The sequence below is a fragment of the Enterobacter cloacae complex sp. HYC080_NIDB genome (genome assembly GCF_056673325.1).
In genome coordinates, this window is sequence record NZ_CP114212.1 from 1,839,487 (window position 1) to 1,857,585 (window position 18,099).

Genomic DNA, 18,099 nt, shown 5'->3' on the forward strand with positions numbered 1-18,099 from the left:
TACGGAGTTTTGAGCCACGTGCACACCACAGGGAAAAGTTCAGGTGCGCAGTGTAACATAAAGGCTCCGGCGCGTTGACACCGGAGCCTTTCAGATTAACGCGGCAGGGCCGTTCCCCATTCACGCCATTCTTTCGGTTCGCTTTCGAGCAGCAGGAAGTGTTTCCCCGACTGCGCTTTTGGCGCCAGTGGCGTGCCCGGCGGGGTGGCAAACGCAATACCGCCACGGATGAACTGGTTGAAGGTACCGGTTTTCACCACGCCCCCCGTCAGGCCGAAGTCCAGCGAGTAGCCAGATGCCAGCCAGAATACCGAGTTATTTCGTACCAGGTGCTGGTAACGGTCGCTGATACGTAACGCCACCATCACACGATCGGAGAGCGTTCCAAGCGTCAGACCCGTTACCGTACCCACCTCAATACCGCGGAACAGAACCGGCGTGCCGATGCCTAGTGAGCCTGCTTCCGGGACTTCCACCACAATGCTCAGGCCACCGAGGTAGCGCGAATCGGTGATGGTGGCTTCCTGCAGTTCGAAATCACGCCGTGCATTTCCCTGGCCGGGTTCGACGTTGATATAGGGCTGCAGAATAGTGTCGAGATGTTCAACGCCTGCGGCCGAAATCTGCGGCGTCACCACCGAGAAGCGGGAACCGGTGCGGGCGAAGGTCTGCACATATTCCGGGTAGAGCACCGCGGTGGCCTGTACCTCGTTGCGGGAGGTGATCAGCGTCAGCTTCTGGATCTGGCCGATATCAATGCCCAGGTAGCGAATCGGCATGCCTTCCGCCAGCTTACCGGCATCAAACGCATGCAGGGTAATCTGCCCACCCACGGCACGCGCGGCGGTTTCGGACGGGAAGAGAATACGCTTATCGCCCTTACGCAGGTTTGCGCCTGCACCGCTGAGGTTATCGAAGCTAATGGCGCCGCGCAGCGCGCGTGAGAGCGGGGAGGCCTGCACGGTCAGCCCGTTACCGTTAAGCTGAACTTTCCCGCCGCCTTCGGCCCAGAAGACGCTGTTTGGCGTCAGCAGCTTGCGATACTCCGGCTTGATATGCAGTTCGATATCAAACGCGTCCGCACGCGGGCGAACGGCGATCACTTCCCCGACTTCAAACTTGCGATACAGCACAACAGAACCTGCCTGGACGTCCGGTAGCGTCTCGGCGCTCAAGGTCAGCGTGGTCGTCGGCAGATCGCTCAGGCTGTTTTCAATCGCTTTGTCCAGGTTGGCATACAGCGGGTAATTTTCGCGGATGGGGCCTTTATCGCCCGGCAAAATGCGAATGCCGCCGTTAACCCATTCGCTGGCACTGGCACCAAGGAACTCTACGCCGTCCAGGCCTACCTTCACATCGACGCGGCTGTTCACCACGAATTTACTGTCGCCATGGACGAGGTTGCTGTATTGCGGATCGATCGCTACCGAGAAGCTCACGCCGTTTTCGGAAAGCGTTCGCTCCAGAACCTGACCCACCTGGACACCGTGGAGGATCAGCGGCTGACCGGCTTCAATACCATAACTTTCGGGTGCGTTTAGCGTAACCGTCACAACGCCCGGTTTTTGCAGCAGGGCTTTATCCGCCGGGGCGATCACGAAGTTGTTGCTTGGCTTTCCTTCACCGGGGATCAGTTCAAACGTGTTGCCGGTCAGCAAAGTGCTGAGACTGGCATCGTTAAGAGAGAGCTTCGGACTGCGCATCTCGATACGCGTTTTCTCGCGCAGGAGATCGACCACGCTGGGGTCGACGGTCATTTCGCCCGTCACCGAGCCGCCAGGGTTGAGCGTCATTTTGGTGAGCTGACCTACCTGCAGACCCTGATACATCAGCGGTGTTGATCCGGCTTTCAGACCTTTCGCATCGGGCAGAACAAGTTTGACGATCACCCCTCGCTGGCTGTGCGCCAGATCAGCGTACAACCCGAACGTATCATCGGCAGCAGCAGGGCTGGAGTTCTCCGGGGAGTCAAAGGCAATCGCCCCGTTTACCAGCGCGGCCAGGCTCTCCAGCTTCACTTTAGCACCGCTCAGGCTGAGGTCGGCATCTACGCCAGACACGTTCCAGAAGCGGCTGCCTTTTTTCACCAGGTTGGTGAATCGGCGTTCGATCAGCACATCGATGGTCACGCCCTGTTTGTTCGGATTGATGGCGTAATCGTAAACGCGACCCACCGGAATTTTTCGGAAATAGACCAGCGAGCCACTGTTCAGTGAGCCGAGATCCGGCGCCTGCAGATGGATCATCAGATCGCCGTTATTGAGACGGTATTTTGGCTGCGTATCCAGCGCGACAAAGTGATCCTGCGGTTCGCCTTTGCCTGGCATCATACCGATGTAGTTACCACCAACCAGCGCATCCAGCCCCGAGACACCCGCCAGAGACGCCTTCGGCGTGACCAGCCAGAACTGCGTTTCGCTGCGCAGCGCGTCCTGCATGTCCGATTTAATGCTGACCCGCACCTGAATTTTGTTCAGCCCTTTTCCGAGTGAGATGTCCTGAACCGTACCGACTTCAACCCCCTGAAAACGAACGGGGGTTCGTCCGGCGACGATGCCGTCGGCGGTCTGGAAATCAATGGTGACGGTACTTCCGCGATCTTCATAGCTCGTCCAGATAAGCCAGCCTGCAATCATCAGGGCGATGACAGGCAGCAACCAGAATGGCGAAATGCGGCGTTTAGTTTTAATTCTCGCTTCAGTCGGCGAAGCGGGGGTTTCCTGACTCATGTGCATCCCAAAGTAAGCGGCTATCCAGCCATTCCACAGCAAGAATAGTCAATATCACCGCAGAGCCGAAATAAAAAGCTGCGGGTCCCATAGTAAAAGCAAGTAACTGGTCGCGATTTATTAGCGACATCATCAGCGAAATCACAAACAGATCCAACATGGACCAGCGGCCAATCCAGGTGACAAATCGCAGAAGCAGTATTCGGGTTCGTAATCCTTGTTCACACTTAAAGTGAATGCTGATGAGCAGGGTGAACATCACCACGACTTTGGTAAAAGGAACCAGGATACTGGCGATAAAGACGATGGCCGCCACCCCAACGTTGCTGTGTGCCAGGGAGATAATGCCGGAGAGGATTGTATCCTCCTGACGGGCACCATTCACGTAAATGATGGAAATCGGCAGCATATTGGCGGGGATCAAGAACACCAGGGAGGCAATCAGCGCCGCCCAGCATTTTTGCAGACTGTTATTGCGTCGATGCAGCAAGGGTATGTGGCAGCGCGGACAGCGCCCCCGGGGATCGGGCAACCCGGTGTAATGGCATCCCAGACAGACGCGGAGATTCTCATCCGGACGGGTGGCAGGGCGCTGAGGGTAAAAACGCTCCCAGAGTTGCTCAACGTTCAGGTGGATCAGCGTCAGGATGCTGAGCAGCACCAGGCAGATAAAGGCAAAAAGCCCGACGCCCGGCTGCAGAAAAGCATAATCCTGCACTTTAATTGATGCCACACCCACACCGACAAGATAGATATCCAGCATCACCCACTCTTTGAGTTTATCCAGCATCAGCAGCACCGGGCGAAGATTCATCCCCAGGATGTTGCCAAACCACAGATAGGCAATGGCTGCAACCAGCACCAGTGGCGCGCCAACGGTGCAAAACAGCACCATGGCAGCGGTAATCGGATCGCCCTGGCGGGTCATCTGCCAGATCCCCTGCAGCACGTTGGCATCAATGCGTACGCCAAGCAGGTAGAGCTTCAGCAGGGGCTCGGTCCAGGCGAAGGGCATCAGCAGCAGCATGGTGACGGCCATGGCGGCCAGACGGGTTAACGACCAGTCTCGGCCGTCACGAATTTTCGCGTCACATCGGGGGCAAAAGGCACTTTGGTGCGATTTCATCTTCGGCAACATAAAAAGCGTATCGCACTGGGGGCAACGCTGATAATGTGCACGAGGCAAAGCGTCTCTTACCGTATGGACCGTTATCTTTTTTGTCGGCGTAATTTTGGTTGTTTTTAAGGCCATCAGCTGCGCACAAATAAGTATTGTTGAACGTTATATTAACTCATGAACGGATTCATCTTGAGCATGAGCGCATTTAATGCTTATTTTAATAGGCTATGCGGTAATTTTGTAAGACAACTAAGTGATTGAATAATGAACAAAACAGAATTCTACGCGGATCTGAACCGCGATTTTAAGGCATTGATGGCGGGTGAGACCAGCTTCTTAGCCACTCTGGCAAATACTAGCGCATTGTTGTTCGAACGTCTCTCTGACGTGAACTGGGCTGGCTTTTACCTCCTGGAAGGTGACACGCTGGTACTTGGCCCGTTCCAGGGCAAACTGGCTTGCGTGCGTATTCCGGTCGGGCGCGGTGTATGCGGTACTGCGGTGGCCGAGAATCAGGTACAGCGTGTGGAAGATGTTCATGCGTTTGACGGGCATATCGCCTGTGATGCCGCCAGTAATTCTGAGATCGTACTGCCGCTGGTGGTAAGAAATCAGATTATTGGCGTTTTGGATATCGACAGCTCCGTCTTCAGTCGCTTCACAACCGAGGACGAGCAAGGGCTGCGCGAGCTGGTGGCGAATCTGGAAAACGTCCTTGCCGGCACCGATTATCAAAAATTCTTTGCGAGCGTCGCAGGATAATCAACGGATAACGTAGCATTTACTGATAGCGTCATTATAATGACGCCTGTTCATGCCTGCGCTTGTTGGCAACGTCCGTTGTAATCAGGAAATTTCATGGAAAATCAACCTAAGTTGAATAGCAGTAAAGAAGTTATCGCATTTCTGGCCGAGCGTTTCCCGCAGTGCTTCAGCGCGGAAGGTGAAGCTCGTCCCCTGAAAGTCGGTATTTTTCAGGATCTGGTAGCGCGCGTTGAGGGGGAAATGAACCTCAGCAAAACTCAGTTGCGTTCTGCCTTACGTCTTTATACTTCGAGCTGGCGTTACCTGTACGGTATCAAACCGGGCGCGACTCGCGTGGATCTCGACGGCAACCCTTGTGGTGAGCTGGACGAGCAGCACGTTGAACACGCACGCAAGCAGCTTGAAGAAGCCAAAGCACGCGTTCAGGCACAACGTGCAGAACAGCAAGCGAAAAAACGCGAAGCCGCAGCGGCAAACGGCCAGGAAGAAGCGCCTCGTCGTGAGCGTAAACCGCGCCCTGCGCCGCGTCGTCACGATAATAACGATCGCAAACCGCGTGCAGACAAACCAGCAGCAAAAGCCCCACGTGCGCCTCGTGAAGAGCCGCGCCATACCCCGGTTTCTGACATCAACTCGCTGAGCGTGGGTCAGGCGCTGAAGGTCAAAGCGGGCAACAATGCTATGGACGCCACCGTACTGGAAATCACCAAAGATGGCGTTCGTGTACAGCTGACTTCTGGTATGTCAATGATTGTACGCGCAGAACACTTGTTGTTCTGAAACGGAGGCCAAGCCTGGCATGAACACTTTTTTTAAGCTCACCGCGCTGGCGGGTCTGTTTGCTATAACAGGCCATGCTTTCGCAGTGGACGATATCACGCGTGTTGATCAAATTCCGGTACTCAAGGAAGAGACGCAGCACGCGACGGTGAGCGAGCGCGTGACGTCTCGTTTCACCCGCTCGCACTATCGTCAGTTCGATCTCGATCAGGCCTTTTCGGCCAAAATCTTTGACCGCTATCTGAACTTGCTGGATTACAGCCATAACGTTTTGCTCGCCAGTGATGTCGAGCAGTTCGCTAAGCGCAAATCCGAGGTGGGTGATGAGTTGCGGTCAGGCAAGCTGGATCTTTTCTACGACCTCTACAACCTGTCGCAAAAGCGCCGCTTTGAACGCTATCAGTACGCCCTGAAAGTGCTCGAACGTCCGATGGACTTCACCGGCAACGACAATTTTAATCTTGATCGCAGCAAAGCGCCGTGGCCGAAAGATGAAGCCGAGTTGAATGCGCTGTGGGACGGAAAGGTCAAATACGACGAACTGAGTCTCAAGCTGACCGGCAAAGATGAAAAAGAGATCCGTGACACGCTGACGCGTCGTTATAAATTTGCCATTCGTCGTCTGGCGCAGACCAACAGTGAGGATGTCTTCTCTCTGGCAATGACGGCCTTTGCGCACGAAATCGATCCGCACACCAACTATCTCTCCCCTCGCAACACCGAACAGTTCAATACCGAAATGAGCCTGTCTCTGGAAGGTATCGGTGCGGTACTGCAGATGGACGATGATTACACCGTGATCAATTCCATGGTGGCGGGTGGCCCGGCCTCCAAAAGCAAAGCGATCAGCGTAGGTGACCGCATTGTCGGGGTCGGACAAACCGGTAAAGGCATGGTCGATGTCATTGGCTGGCGTCTTGACGACGTGGTTGCGCTGATTAAAGGTCCGAAAGGCAGCAAAGTTCGTCTGGAAATTCTGCCAGCGGGTAAAGGCACTAAAACCCGTATCGTTACCCTGACCCGTGAGCGTATCCGTCTGGAAGACCGCGCGGTGAAAATGTCGGTGAAAACCGTGGGTAAAGAGAAGGTGGGTGTCCTGGATATCCCAGGCTTCTACGTAGGGCTGACCGACGATGTGAAGGTTCAGCTGCAGAAACTTGAGAAACAGAACGTCAGCAGCGTCATCATTGACCTGCGCAGCAACGGCGGTGGTGCGCTGACAGAAGCGGTATCGCTCTCTGGCCTCTTCATCCCGTCTGGCCCTGTGGTTCAGGTGCGTGATAACAACGGTAAAGTCCGTGAAGATGCCGACAACGACGGTGTGGTCTACTACAAAGGCCCGCTGGTCGTGCTGGTCGACCGCTTCAGTGCGTCCGCGTCTGAGATCTTTGCCGCGGCAATGCAGGACTACGGCCGTGCGCTGATCGTGGGTGAGCCAACCTTTGGTAAAGGCACCGTTCAGCAGTATCGATCGCTGAACCGTATCTACGATCAGATGCTGCGTCCGGAATGGCCTGCGCTGGGTTCAGTGCAGTACACCATTCAGAAGTTCTACCGCGTCAACGGCGGCAGTACGCAGCGTAAAGGTGTCACGCCGGACATCATGATGCCGACAGGAACGGAAGAGACCGAAACGGGCGAGAAGTTTGAAGATAACGCGTTACCGTGGGACAGCATCAATGCTGCGACCTACGTGAAAGCGGGTGATATGACGCAATTTGGCCCTGAGCTGCTGAAAGCGCATAACGACCGCATCGCGAAAGATCCGGAATTCCAGTACATCATGAAGGACATTGCGCGTTTCAATGCCCTGAAGGATAAACGGAATATTGTTTCTCTGAACTACGCCCAGCGTGAGAAAGAGAACAACGAAGACGATGCCACGCGTCTGGCCCGTATCAACGACCGCTTCAAGCGTGAAGGTAAGCCTCTGCTCAAGAAACTGGACGATCTGCCAAAAGATTACCAGGAGCCGGATCCTTACCTGGACGAGACGGTGCATATCGCCCTCGACCTGGCGAATCTGGAAAAAGATAAGCCTGCTGAGCAACCCGCTCCGGCGAAATAATCCCCCAACAGGCACAAGAAATTGTGCCTGTTTCTTTTTGTTCCGCATCCTTCCGTCAGGCAGATTTCCAATTGTGTAAAGTTGTGTCTTTCTGGTGACTTACGCCCTCCGGATGCTTGAAAATAGCCGCAATACCCATACGATGTGGGTAATCGCATAGTGCGCTTTGTTAAACTGAGGTTAAAAGAAAATTATGATGCGAATCGCGCTCTTCCTGCTCACCAACCTGGCGGTGATGGTGGTTTTCGGGCTCGTGCTAAGCCTGACAGGAATTCAGTCGAGCAGCGTTCAGGGTCTGTTGATTATGGCGCTGCTGTTTGGTTTTGGTGGCTCGTTCATTTCCCTGCTGATGTCAAAGTGGATGGCGCTGAAATCCGTCGGCGGTGAGGTGATTGAGCAGCCGCGTAACGATATGGAACAGTGGCTGATGAATACGGTGGCTCAGCAATCCCGTCAGGCCGGGATCGCCATGCCGCAGGTGGCCATTTACCATGCGCCCGATATTAACGCGTTTGCCACGGGTGCCCGTCGTGATGCATCGCTGGTTGCTGTCAGCACCGGGTTGCTGCAAAACATGAGCCGTGACGAAGCCGAAGCGGTCATCGCTCACGAAATCAGCCATATTGCCAACGGCGACATGGTGACCATGACGCTGATTCAGGGAGTGGTGAACACCTTCGTTATCTTTATCTCCCGTATCCTGGCGCAGATTGCGGCGGGCTTTATGGGTGGCAACCGTGATGAAGGTGAAGAGAGCAACGGTAACCCGCTGATCTACTTCGCCGTGTCGATGGTGCTGGAACTGGTGTTCGGTATTCTGGCGAGTATTATCACCATGTGGTTCTCGCGCCACCGTGAATTCCACGCGGATGCCGGCTCTGCGAAACTGGTGGGACGCGAGAAGATGATTGCTGCCCTGCAGCGCCTGAAAACCAGCTACGAGCCGCAGGAAGCGAACAGCATGATGGCCTTCTGCATCAACGGTAAATCAAAGTCGCTCAGTGAGCTGTTTATGTCTCACCCGCCGCTGGATAAACGTATTGAAGCGCTGCGCAGTGGGGAATACCTGAAGTAACGCGAAGCGTCACAATAAGCCGGGCAGGCGTATTCTCCGCCCGGCTTTTTTTATGCCTGAACCCTGGGCTGGGTAACGCGCAGACCGCTGACGATGGCCGCGAGGGTGGCAAGCGCGCCGGCGGTGAGCAGCGCAACGTGGTTACCGTTTTGCCCGGCAAGGTTAAACATCAGGGCAACCAGCGCCGCGCCGCTGCTTTGCCCCAGAAGGCGCGCAGTTCCCAACATCCCGCTGGCGCCGCCACTGCGGTGACGGGGCGCAGAGGTGATGATGGTGTGATTATTGGGGGACTGAAACAGGCCGAACCCCGCACCACAGAGGATCATGCGCCAGACGATGTCCAGATCGCTGGGTGATGACGGTAACAGTGCCAGCGCGAAAAGGCCGGTTGCCATGACGGCCAGTCCCACCGCACCCAACAAACCGGCATGGATACGTTCAATTAAGTAACCCGCCAGCGGCGCCATCACCATCGTCGCCAGTGGCCAGGGCGTTAGCAGCAGCCCGGTCTCCACCTCCGAACGTCCTACCACGCTTTGCAGAAAGAAGGGCAGAGAAACCAGCGCCAGCATCTGAGCGCAGAACGAGCAAATGGACGTACAGATGGAGAGCGAAAAGAGGGGGATACGCAGCAGATCTACCGGCAGCAAAGGAACGGGCAGGGCGAGCTGACGGCGAACAAAGAAGAATCCTGTTACCAGCAGGGCGATAAGCTCGATGCCGGTAAGCGCCATGGATTGCCCCTGAGCAAAGCCGCTCAGGGCTGTAATCAGCAGACCAAAGGTCAGTGCATTCATCACTGCGCTGGGGACGTCAAAACGCGGCATGGTACTTTTGGGGCCGTTAGCAGGAAGAAAACGCAGGGCAAAGAAGATAGCCACGATACCCAGCGGCACGTTTATGGCAAAGAGCCATTGCCATGAGGCAACAGAAAGTATGGCTGCTGCAATTGTTGGTCCGGCGGCGGAGGAAACCGCGACAATAAACGAGTTTATCCCCATCCCGCGTCCAAGGTGGCGTTGCGGATAGATCAAGCGGATCAATGCCGTATTTACACTCATCAGCGCCGCACCGCCAAAGCCCTGCGCTATGCGCGCCAGCGTCAGCGTGTGCAATGAGTCAGACAGGGCGCATAACAGCGAGGTAAAGGTGAACACTACCAGGCCGCACTGATAGACCCGACGGTGGCCGAACATGTCGCCGAGGAAAGAGAAGGAGAGCAGGGAAATCACAATCGCAATCTGATAGGCGTTAACAATCCATATCGAGCTGGCCGGGGAGGCCTGCAGGTCGCTGGCGATAGTGGGCAGGGCAACGTTCGCAATCGCGCCATCGAGGACGGCCATTGAGATCCCAATAATAATCGTAGCAATGGCGCCATACCGCAGGGGCAAAGGCAGACCATCGGAAAGGTTCTTTTCCATCGGGGATAAAAAGCTCAGGGTGAAATTATTCTCAGGGTAACGATTTTAGCACTGTTAACGCCGTTATATGTCGCAGATTTGTAACGAAACAAACGCGCATTGATTGCAGGTAACATCACAGGAATTTATAATAAAAACCGGTTCTGATTTTTATAAAACACTCTCTATGAGGTGGTAAATGGCAATTGCGGATTTGGATAAGCAGCCAGATTCTGTTTCTTCCGTGCTGAAGGTGTTTGGCATCTTACAGGCGCTCGGAGAAGAGCGTGAAATTGGTATTACAGAGTTGTCGCAGCGTGTGATGATGTCGAAAAGCACCGTTTACCGCTTTTTGCAAACCATGAAGTCACTGGGTTATGTAGCGCAGGAAGGAGAGTCTGAAAAATACTCTCTGACGCTAAAGCTGTTCGAACTGGGGGCCCGGGCGCTGCAAAACGTTGATTTGATCCGCAGCGCGGACATTCAGATGCGTGAGATCTCCCGTCTGACCAAAGAGACCATCCACCTGGGTGCACTGGATGAAGACAGCATTGTTTACATCCATAAAATCGACTCCATGTACAACCTGCGTATGTATTCGCGCATTGGCCGCCGCAACCCGCTTTATAGCACGGCAATTGGCAAGGTTCTGCTGGCGTGGCGCGATCGCGAAGAGGTGAAGCAGATCCTTGATGGCGTGGAATATAAACGCAGTACGGAACGAACCATTACCAATACTGATGAACTGTTAACGGTACTCGACAAGGTGCGTGAACAAGGATACGGCGAAGATAACGAAGAGCAGGAAGAAGGGCTGCGCTGCATCGGCGTTCCGGTGTTTGACCGTTTTGGCGTGGTGATCGCGGGTTTAAGTATCTCTTTCCCAACCCTGCGCTTCTCAGAAGAGCGTCTGCACGAGTATGTGGCTATTCTGCACACTGCCGCGCGTAAGATTTCCGAGCAGATGGGCTATCACGACTATCCCTTTTAACGCGTTTTAGCATAAAAAAACGCCGCATCTTCTGCGGCGTTTTTCGTCAGTGGTTAACCAGGCCAGTTAGCCATTATCAACCACGACGGACATCTTTCTCAGTACCGGGCAGTTGGTTAAACCAATGATGCCGCTATCAGAATGGAGATACTGCGCCGTGCTTACGCCTTGTGCTGTTACGTACTTACACTGAATACCTAAGCCTGCTGCATTTTCGGTGCTTCCCACAAGCACACCGTAGCCGGTTAACAAAAGTCCAATCCAGAGTATCGCCAGTACTATAATCGTTCGAATGATTACGCGCATTGTTACCTCTTTTATCGTTGTTATCATGATGCTAGCCTAAACGGTTTACGTAATGAAACAAGTGCAGGATTCTGAAAAAGACCTGATGTTGGTACAGTTAGTCCTTGTTTAAGGTCACCGTGATAACCTGGTTGTATCAGGTCTTTAGACGGAGTGTGGAGTGAAAAAAATACGCTGGGTGATTCTGATTGTCGTACTGATAGCGTGCGTGGTGTTATGGACGCAGACGATCAATGTGATGTGCGATCAGGATGTACAGTTTTTTAGCGGCGTTTGCGCAATCAATAAGTTTATCCCGTGGTAGCACGCATTTTTTCTTAAGGTGATTTCCTTCCTTCGCACCAGTGGTAAAATAGGCGTTTTTATTGAGGTGGTGAAATGGGTGAGTTACTGAACTCAGGGTTGCTGAATGTAGCATCCCTGATGATCTCTTTGGTTGTTCTGCTGGTGGGTCTGGTCATTTGGTTTTTCGTGAACCGTGCCAGTTCCCGTACAAACGAACAGATTGAACTGCTGGAAGCGCTGCTCGATCAGCAAAAGCGTCAGAATGCGCTGCTGCGTCGTCTGTGCGAGGCTAACGAACCGGAAGGGAAAGACGAGTCAAAAGAGGCTGTCGCTGAAAACAACCAGGATCAGGACGATTTTATCCGTCTGGTGGCTGAGCGCTGATTGCCGTGTCCCGGGAGGGACTGTGGTCTGGTTCAGTCCAGGTGTAATCCCTCCCTGAAAACGCGTTAAGTGGCAAGGCAGATAATTTAGCACCAGTTAATAGTACTTTCAGGATACTGAAAACTGGCGATTATTTATCCTTATAAACGAAGCGATGAATTGTTGCATATATTCTGTATGTATCTACGCTCAAAAATGTTTTATTTTTATCGAAACGTTTTGCTTGCCTTGTTTTGATGCAGCGTCATAAAAATTTCATTATTTTGGTGCATAACCCTCCTTATTACCTGCTGCATTTTAATACAGTTCGGTGCGGATTATTAACATCGAGTTTTTCCTGAAACAATACGCCCCCCGTTGCAATGATTTAAGCATAAGTTTTCACAATTTGTTCTAACTCAATCAATTCCGAAGATTTCTTTTCACGGTTGCTGGACGCATTGTAATGAATGAGCTATGTTAAAAAAGTCTTAGATTACAGTGCTTGCGAAAGCACCGTAGAGCCTGTGTAAGAGCGTTAAGCTGTCTGTGTGTATCGCGCATAATTGTGCAAATCCTTACAGACAGTGTTCGAATTTGTGCGGCGGATCGAGACATGTTTAAAAATGGCTTGCCATATTAAACATAGTGTGTGATAACACGTTTTGGGTCAAACGAGGTACAGTTCTGTTTATGTGTGGCATTTTCAGTAAAGAAGTCCTGAGTAAACACGTTGTCGTTGAATACCGCTTCTCTGCCGAACCTTATATTAGTGCCTCATGCAGTAATGTCTCAGTTTTATCTCAGTCAATGCCTGCGGGCTAAGAAAACACTCTAAGGAATTTTGCAAATGGCAAAGATTAAAGGTCAAGTTAAGTGGTTCAACGAGTCTAAAGGTTTTGGTTTCATTACTCCTGCTGACGGCAGCAAAGACGTGTTCGTACACTTCTCTGCAATCCAGGGTAACGGCTTCAAAACTCTGGCTGAAGGCCAGAACGTTGAGTTCGAAATTCAGGACGGCCAGAAAGGCCCAGCTGCAGTTAACGTAACTGCTATCTGATCGAACCGCTGCTGACTGAAGCGCGTAGCACTTCAATCTCAGACATAAAGCCTCGCACAATGCGGGGCTTTTTTATGCCCCTATCTTTCAAAATATGACTATCCTCTGTCTCGTTAGCAACTTGTTGCAAAGCTGCGAGGTTAGAAGCACAGTTTCGCCTCCCTCAGCGCATCTTTTCCCGTTAAATCAGAGCGTTGTTTAACAGCTCTGGGGTTCAGGTGAAAAAGAAATTAATTATGAGCGCTGGCAATTTTACACCAGCGCGTTTTGCGCTGCTCTGTTTTGCTATTTTCTGCAGTCTGGCTTTTTTACTGGGTCGTGTTGCCTGGCTACAAATCATCAAACCAGACAACCTGGTGAAGCAGGAAGATATGCGATCGCTGCGTCAGCTGACGATTGATGCTCCACGAGGGATGATCACGGATCGTGAAGGCCGACCTCTGGCGGTCAGCGTGCCCGTCAGAGCCGTATGGGCCGACCCTAAAACGGTACTCGCAAAAGGGGGCGTTGGTTTTGACGATCGCTGGCAGGCGCTGGCGAGCGCGCTTCATCTCTCCCTGAATACCCTCTCTTCGCGCATTAACGCCAATCCCAGGGGCAGGTTCATTTACCTGGCTCGTCAGGTTGATCCTGCGCAGGCCAAATGGATTGATAAACTGAATTTGCCGGGAATTAACCTGCGTGATGAATCGCGCCGTTTTTACCCGGAAGGCCACGTGGCGGCCAATCTGATTGGCTTCACCAATATTGACGGGCAGGGCATTGAAGGGGTGGAAAAAAGCTTTAATACTCAGCTGACGGGTAAAGCGGGTGTCCGACAGGTAAGGGAGGATCGCTACGGCCGGGTGGTTGAAAACCTGACGGAAGTTGCGCCCACGCCAGCGCATAACATTCAGCTCAGCATCGACGAGCGGCTACAGACCATTACCGAAGACGCGCTGGATAATGCCGTGGCCTGGAATAAGGCCGAGTCAGGGGCATCGGTATTGATCAATATCCCAACCGGCGAAATACTCGCCATGGCGAGTTACCCGGACTTCAACCCCAATAACCGGGAAGGCGCGACAATTAACGATTTTCGTAACCGGGCTATTAGCGATACGTTCGAACCCGGTTCGACCGTTAAACCGCTGGTGCTGATGACGGCGCTGCAGCAGGGGCTGGTCCAGCCGGACAGCGTGATTGACACCCATCCTTATACACTTGATGGACACCGTATTCGCGACGTGGGCTACTACCCGGAGCTGACGATGACCGGGATCCTGCAGAAATCGAGCGATACCGGAGTCTCCCGGCTCTCGCTGGCGATGCCCATACAGCACCTTCTTGATACCTACCGGAACTTTGGTTTTGGCACGAACACGGGTCTTGGCTTAACGGGGGAGAGCGCGGGCCTGTTGCCACAGCGTAAGTACTGGAGCCAGCTCGACCGCGCGACCTTTGCCTTCGGCTATGGCCTGATGGTGACGCCGCTCCAGCTTGCCCACGTCTATGCGACGATTGGCGGATTTGGACTGGAGCGTCCCCTGTCGATCACCCGCATCGATCCCCCCGTTATCGGGCACCGCGTTATGCCGGAGGAGATCGCGCATGAGGTGGAGCATATGATGGAGAGCGTTGCGCTACCCGGTGGCGGTGGCGTTAAGGCCGCTGTGCGTGATTACCGCGTGGCGGTAAAAACCGGTACGGCGAAGAAGATTGATGACAGCGGCAAATATGTCGATAAATATGTCGCCTATACCGCGGGCGTCGCGCCTGCGAGCGATCCGCGCTTTGCGCTGGTCGTGGTGATTAACGATCCTCAAAACGGGGCGTACTACGGTGGGGCGGTTTCAGCGCCGGTTTTCAGCGAAATCATGGGCAACGTGCTGCGCCTGGAGAATATAAAACCTGATGGCCTCCCGGCCGGTTCTGACCACCTTATCGTCATGCGGTAATCCAGCCGTTTTATAGCGGGGCGAATAGCGGTACACTTCGCCCTTTGGTTTATGCCCCGGAGTTGCCATGTCCTTCAGTTGCCCCTTTGTCATGCGTCGTTGATGCGCTCAGATAAAAGTTATCGTTGTCCGCAGGGACATCAGTTTGATATGGCGAAAGAAGGATATGTGAATCTTCTGCCGGTGCAGCATAAGCGCTCCCGCGATCCGGGCGATAGTGCGGAGATGATGCAGGCACGCCGTGCATTTCTCGATGCCGGACACTATCTGCCGCTGCGGGAGACAGTTGCGCAGATGCTGGATGATATGTTGCCTGATTCGGCGTCCGCCATGCTGGATATCGGTTGTGGAGAAGGATACTACACCGCGCGGTTTGCGGAAGTGGTGCGTGAGAAGGGGGCCGTAACATTCGGTCTCGACGTGTCGAAAGTGGCCATTCGCGCGGCGGCAAAGCGTTACGCGGACGTGACGTTCTGCGTGGCATCCAGCCACCGGCTGCCGTTTGACGATGCCAGTATGGATGCTGTTATCCGCATTTATGCGCCCTGCAAGGCGGAAGAGCTGGCTCGCGTGGTGAAGCCGGGCGGATGGGTGGTCACCGTAACGCCGGGCCCGCGTCATCTGATGGAGCTGAAAGGGCTGATCTACGACGAAGTGCGTCTGCATGCCCCCCATTCTGAACAGCTGGCAGGTTTTACGCTGAAGCAGGAGCAGTCAGTGGCGTATCAAATGGATCTGGAGGGGCAGGAGGCGGTAGCACTGTTGCAGATGACGCCGTTCGCGTGGCGGGCAAAACCGGAAGTTTGGGCGGCGCTAGCGGCCCGGACGACGTTTAGCTGCCAGACAGATTTCAGTATCCATGTCTGGCAGCGCGACGCTTAACCCGCGAAGTGTGCCCAGAGGATCTGGGCACCAATGCCGATCAAAACGATACCGCCTAAGATCTCGGCGCGTTTACCCAGTAGCGGGCCGATAAAGCGTCCGACCATTATGCCCAGCGTGGACATAATCAGTGTTGCACAGCCAATGGCCAGCGCAGTGGCGATAATGTTAACCTGCAGGAAAGCCAGACCCACCCCGACGGCCATGGCGTCAAGGCTTGTGGCGATAGCGGTTGTCACCAGCAGCCAGAATCCATGGCGGTATTGCGGTTCCGCACCTTCATCATCCCCGCCGCGAAAACCCTCGATGACCATTCGGCCACCGAGAAACACCAGCAGAATGAACGCGATCCAGTGATTCCACTCGAGCACGAACTGGCTGGCGAGCATACCCAGACCCCAACCGATGAGCGGTGTCAGCGTTTCGATGGCGCCAAAAATCAGCCCGGTACGCAGTGCTTCTGAGAATTTAGGTTTGTGGAGCGTGGCACCCTTGCCAATGGAGGCAGCAAAAGCGTCCATGGACATGCCAAAAGCGAGAAGGATCGTAGCGGAGATATTCATAACAGCGTCCAGACCGGGGATATCCATATGACACATCACTGCCCCCAGTAAACAGCAGTTGATGTATCTATGGTCTCGCCTGATCTCTTTTGCACCGTAAGCGTGCTGAAAGCGATCCGTACGTGCCACGTTTTTCAACGAGTATGTTGACACGTACATTTCCTGCGTGCAGGAAATCGGCTACTCCCCAACGACGGGCGCAACCTTAACATATTTTGAGAATATAAAACAACATCGAGGAAGGCTTAATTTACTCGCTTTCTTGATAACGATTTTCATTTAGGTTTATGCGTGAAAATATCGTTAATGAATATAAGTAAAAAGAGGAAGGCAGATATAGCAACGGCTATATTCGTGGTGAGAAAATAGCGTAATATATAGCCGATGCTATAAATTTAACTCATTGAGTTTTAAGGAGTAATGTGTATATTTTCTCAAGGTCATCAATATTCTTGACCCGGATGAGCAGGCGGCGTTGTTCTAATTGCATCACTAACACACCGTCTTCGGATAAATTCATCTCTTTAATGCGGTTATATTCTATCCATACGTTGGCGAAGAAGAATCCGTGTTTTTTAAAAATGAGTTTTGGCGAACGGAACCAGAAAAGGTAAATCGCCATTAATGCCAGCACACATAATAACCATGTGGTTAATATTGCACCGTGGCTGGTGACGTTATTGTAGATCAGAATGACCACCAGACCCGCGAAGATAAACGCATCAGTGCGTCCGCGGCGTAAGAGGGGAAGGGCCAGTAGCGTCTCGCCGTGGCGGCGAGGCATAATGAACTCGTCATAGATAGCGTAAGCCAGAAGGGCAACAATAAATAAAACCAGTACGATGTCCGTGACAGTCATTCATCCTCCGGATAACCGATAAAAAACCGGGGGCAAGCCCCCGGCGTCTCACGTTACTGCTTTACAGACCCAGCAGGCCGACAGCGTAGCCCGCGATACCGATGACGAAGAAGCCAACGATGATCCACAGCGGGTTCACCTTCTTACGCAGCAGCCACATACAGGCGAAGGTCAACAGCAGCGGTACCAGGCCCGGCATCAGCTGATCCAGGATAGTCTGCACGGTGGTGACGCGGGTCTGACCATCCTGGCCGGTGATGGTCGATACCACCAGCGGGATGTTCACGTGCGTCCACTTGTTCACCAGTGCCCCCATCACAAACAGGCCGAGGATTGACGCCCCCTCGGTCAGTTTCTGCAGGAAGCCGCCGCCCATATCCTTAACAATATCCACGCCCTTGCGGTAGCCGTAGGCCACGCCGTAGTAACGTGTCAGCAGTCGCACTGCGTTGAACAGGATAAAGAACAGCAGAGGACCGAGCAGGCTGCCGCTCATGGCGATACCCGCCCCCAGCGCGGCAAAGACCGGACGAACCGTACCCCAGAAGATAGGGTCACCTACACCGGCCAGAGGACCCATCAGACCGACTTTGATACCGTTGATCGCACCATCGTCAATCTCTGCGCCGTTGGCACGCTGCTCTTCCATCGCCAGCGTTACGCCCAGAACCGGCGCGGCTACATATGGATGGGTGTTGAAGAATTCCAGGTGACGCTTAATCGCCTGACGTCGTGCTTCGTTATTTTCCGGGTACAGGCGCTTGATCGCCGGTACCATGGAGAAGCAGAAGCCTAGCGCCTGCATACGTTCGAAGTTCCATGAACCCTGAAACAGGTTAGAACGGATGAACACGCCACGAATATCACCCGGAGTGAGTTTTTTCTCGGTGGTAGTTTTTGTCATATCAACCAT

At 53.5% G+C, this 18,099-nt stretch carries 16 protein-coding genes, 2 pseudogenes and 1 riboswitch; of the genes and pseudogenes, 11 read left to right on the top strand and 7 right to left on the bottom strand.

All coding sequences use genetic code 11. The features are described 5' to 3' along the window. Positions 1 to 95 precede the first annotated feature (95 nt). Both O1723_RS08720 and yebS read right to left on the bottom strand, forming a co-directional pair. Entirely contained in the window at positions 96 to 2,729 is a 2,634-nt protein-coding gene (locus tag O1723_RS08720) for a PqiB family protein (RefSeq protein WP_248190966.1), read from the bottom strand. Then, positions 2,698 to 3,981, bottom strand: coding sequence for a membrane integrity lipid transport subunit YebS (gene yebS, locus O1723_RS08725; protein WP_023337425.1), 1,284 nt, complete (start codon positions 3,979 to 3,981; stop codon positions 2,698 to 2,700). The genes O1723_RS08720 and yebS overlap by 32 nt, the downstream gene beginning before the upstream one ends. 132 nt (positions 3,982 to 4,113) lie before the next feature. Between yebS and O1723_RS08730 the strand changes: the two genes are divergently transcribed. From O1723_RS08730 to htpX, 4 genes are all read left to right on the top strand, one after another. Beyond that, positions 4,114 to 4,611 (top strand): GAF domain-containing protein, encoded by a 498-nt coding sequence (locus O1723_RS08730; protein ID WP_023337424.1) that lies wholly within the window; start codon positions 4,114 to 4,116, stop codon positions 4,609 to 4,611. A gap of 96 nt (positions 4,612 to 4,707) precedes the next feature. Further along, on the top strand, positions 4,708 to 5,394 hold the full coding sequence (gene proQ / locus O1723_RS08735; protein ID WP_248190969.1) for an RNA chaperone ProQ: 687 nt from the start codon (positions 4,708 to 4,710) through the stop codon (positions 5,392 to 5,394). A gap of 19 nt (positions 5,395 to 5,413) precedes the next feature. Further along, positions 5,414 to 7,462, top strand: coding sequence for a carboxy terminal-processing peptidase (gene prc / locus O1723_RS08740; RefSeq protein ID WP_014884291.1), 2,049 nt, complete (start codon positions 5,414 to 5,416; stop codon positions 7,460 to 7,462). Between the two features lie 193 nt (positions 7,463 to 7,655). After that, on the top strand, positions 7,656 to 8,537 hold the full coding sequence (gene htpX / locus O1723_RS08745) for a protease HtpX (RefSeq protein WP_014884290.1): 882 nt from the start codon (positions 7,656 to 7,658) through the stop codon (positions 8,535 to 8,537). A 50-nt stretch (positions 8,538 to 8,587) separates the two neighbouring features. Here the strand turns inward: htpX and O1723_RS08750 are convergent, their stop codons facing one another. Beyond that, complete coding sequence (locus tag O1723_RS08750) at positions 8,588 to 9,961, bottom strand: MFS transporter (protein ID WP_014884289.1); 1,374 nt, start codon at positions 9,959 to 9,961, stop codon at positions 8,588 to 8,590. Between the two features lie 178 nt (positions 9,962 to 10,139). On the opposite strand from O1723_RS08750, the gene kdgR reads away from it, so the two are divergent. Next, on the top strand, positions 10,140 to 10,931 hold the full coding sequence (gene kdgR / locus O1723_RS08755; protein WP_014884288.1) for a DNA-binding transcriptional regulator KdgR: 792 nt from the start codon (positions 10,140 to 10,142) through the stop codon (positions 10,929 to 10,931). Between the two features lie 66 nt (positions 10,932 to 10,997). On the opposite strand, the gene O1723_RS08760 is transcribed toward kdgR, so the two are convergent. Continuing rightward, positions 10,998 to 11,237: a YobH family protein gene (locus O1723_RS08760; protein WP_014884287.1), complete on the bottom strand. Its 240-nt coding sequence runs from the start codon at positions 11,235 to 11,237 to the stop codon at positions 10,998 to 11,000. A gap of 160 nt (positions 11,238 to 11,397) precedes the next feature. Between O1723_RS08760 and mgrB the strand changes: the two genes are divergently transcribed. The 6 genes and pseudogenes from mgrB (at position 11,398) to rlmA (ending at position 15,764) form a co-directional block, all read left to right on the top strand. Further along, positions 11,398 to 11,541, top strand: a complete 144-nt coding sequence (gene mgrB, locus O1723_RS08765) for a PhoP/PhoQ regulatory lipoprotein MgrB (protein WP_014884286.1) — start codon at positions 11,398 to 11,400, stop codon at positions 11,539 to 11,541. 74 nt (positions 11,542 to 11,615) lie between these two features. Then, positions 11,616 to 11,906, top strand: a complete 291-nt coding sequence (locus tag O1723_RS08770; protein WP_014884285.1) for a YebO family protein — start codon at positions 11,616 to 11,618, stop codon at positions 11,904 to 11,906. Positions 11,907 to 12,578: 672 nt separating this feature from the next. Further along, a pseudogene (locus O1723_RS08775) lies at positions 12,579 to 12,723 on the top strand (DUF2627 domain-containing protein). A 12-nt stretch (positions 12,724 to 12,735) separates the two neighbouring features. Beyond that, positions 12,736 to 12,945 (top strand): transcription antiterminator/RNA stability regulator CspE, encoded by a 210-nt coding sequence (gene cspE / locus O1723_RS08780; RefSeq protein WP_001062678.1) that lies wholly within the window; start codon positions 12,736 to 12,738, stop codon positions 12,943 to 12,945. A gap of 236 nt (positions 12,946 to 13,181) precedes the next feature. Continuing rightward, positions 13,182 to 14,882, top strand: a complete 1,701-nt coding sequence (ftsI, locus tag O1723_RS08785) for a peptidoglycan glycosyltransferase FtsI (protein ID WP_248190971.1) — start codon at positions 13,182 to 13,184, stop codon at positions 14,880 to 14,882. A gap of 67 nt (positions 14,883 to 14,949) precedes the next feature. After that, positions 14,950 to 15,764: pseudogene (gene rlmA, locus O1723_RS08790) on the top strand (23S rRNA (guanine(745)-N(1))-methyltransferase). Here the strand turns inward: rlmA and mntP are convergent. The 3 genes from mntP to O1723_RS08805 form a co-directional block, all read right to left on the bottom strand. Beyond that, a complete protein-coding gene (gene mntP, locus O1723_RS08795) occupies positions 15,761 to 16,327 on the bottom strand; it encodes a manganese efflux pump MntP (protein WP_248190975.1) in 567 nt (188 codons plus the stop codon). The pseudogene rlmA and the gene mntP overlap by 4 nt on opposite strands. Positions 16,328 to 16,337: 10 nt before the next feature. Further along, positions 16,338 to 16,528: riboswitch (yybP-ykoY riboswitch) on the bottom strand. Positions 16,529 to 16,727: 199 nt separating this feature from the next. Then, positions 16,728 to 17,186, bottom strand: coding sequence for a DUF986 family protein (locus tag O1723_RS08800; protein WP_248190976.1), 459 nt, complete (start codon positions 17,184 to 17,186; stop codon positions 16,728 to 16,730). Positions 17,187 to 17,247: 61 nt separating this feature from the next. Next, positions 17,248 to 18,099: a PTS mannose transporter subunit IID gene (locus tag O1723_RS08805; protein WP_006810994.1), complete on the bottom strand. Its 852-nt coding sequence runs from the start codon at positions 18,097 to 18,099 to the stop codon at positions 17,248 to 17,250.

Coding starts and splice junctions, on each gene's coding strand:
- proQ (WP_248190969.1), top strand. CDS start 4,708: ATGGAAAATCAACCTAAGTTGAATAGCAGTAAAGAAGTTATCGCATTT.
- O1723_RS08720 (WP_248190966.1), bottom strand. CDS start 2,729: ATGAGTCAGGAAACCCCCGCTTCGCCGACTGAAGCGAGAATTAAAACT.
- prc (WP_014884291.1), top strand. CDS start 5,414: ATGAACACTTTTTTTAAGCTCACCGCGCTGGCGGGTCTGTTTGCTATA.
- O1723_RS08760 (WP_014884287.1), bottom strand. CDS start 11,237: ATGCGCGTAATCATTCGAACGATTATAGTACTGGCGATACTCTGGATT.
- kdgR (WP_014884288.1), top strand. CDS start 10,140: ATGGCAATTGCGGATTTGGATAAGCAGCCAGATTCTGTTTCTTCCGTG.
- O1723_RS08805 (WP_006810994.1), bottom strand. CDS start 18,099: ATGGTTGATATGACAAAAACTACCACCGAGAAAAAACTCACTCCGGGT.
- yebS (WP_023337425.1), bottom strand. CDS start 3,981: ATGGCCTTAAAAACAACCAAAATTACGCCGACAAAAAAGATAACGGTC.
- htpX (WP_014884290.1), top strand. CDS start 7,656: ATGATGCGAATCGCGCTCTTCCTGCTCACCAACCTGGCGGTGATGGTG.
- mntP (WP_248190975.1), bottom strand. CDS start 16,327: ATGAATATCTCCGCTACGATCCTTCTCGCTTTTGGCATGTCCATGGAC.
- O1723_RS08750 (WP_014884289.1), bottom strand. CDS start 9,961: ATGGAAAAGAACCTTTCCGATGGTCTGCCTTTGCCCCTGCGGTATGGC.
- O1723_RS08800 (WP_248190976.1), bottom strand. CDS start 17,186: ATGACTGTCACGGACATCGTACTGGTTTTATTTATTGTTGCCCTTCTG.
- O1723_RS08770 (WP_014884285.1), top strand. CDS start 11,616: ATGGGTGAGTTACTGAACTCAGGGTTGCTGAATGTAGCATCCCTGATG.
- O1723_RS08730 (WP_023337424.1), top strand. CDS start 4,114: ATGAACAAAACAGAATTCTACGCGGATCTGAACCGCGATTTTAAGGCA.
- cspE (WP_001062678.1), top strand. CDS start 12,736: ATGGCAAAGATTAAAGGTCAAGTTAAGTGGTTCAACGAGTCTAAAGGT.
- ftsI (WP_248190971.1), top strand. CDS start 13,182: ATGAGCGCTGGCAATTTTACACCAGCGCGTTTTGCGCTGCTCTGTTTT.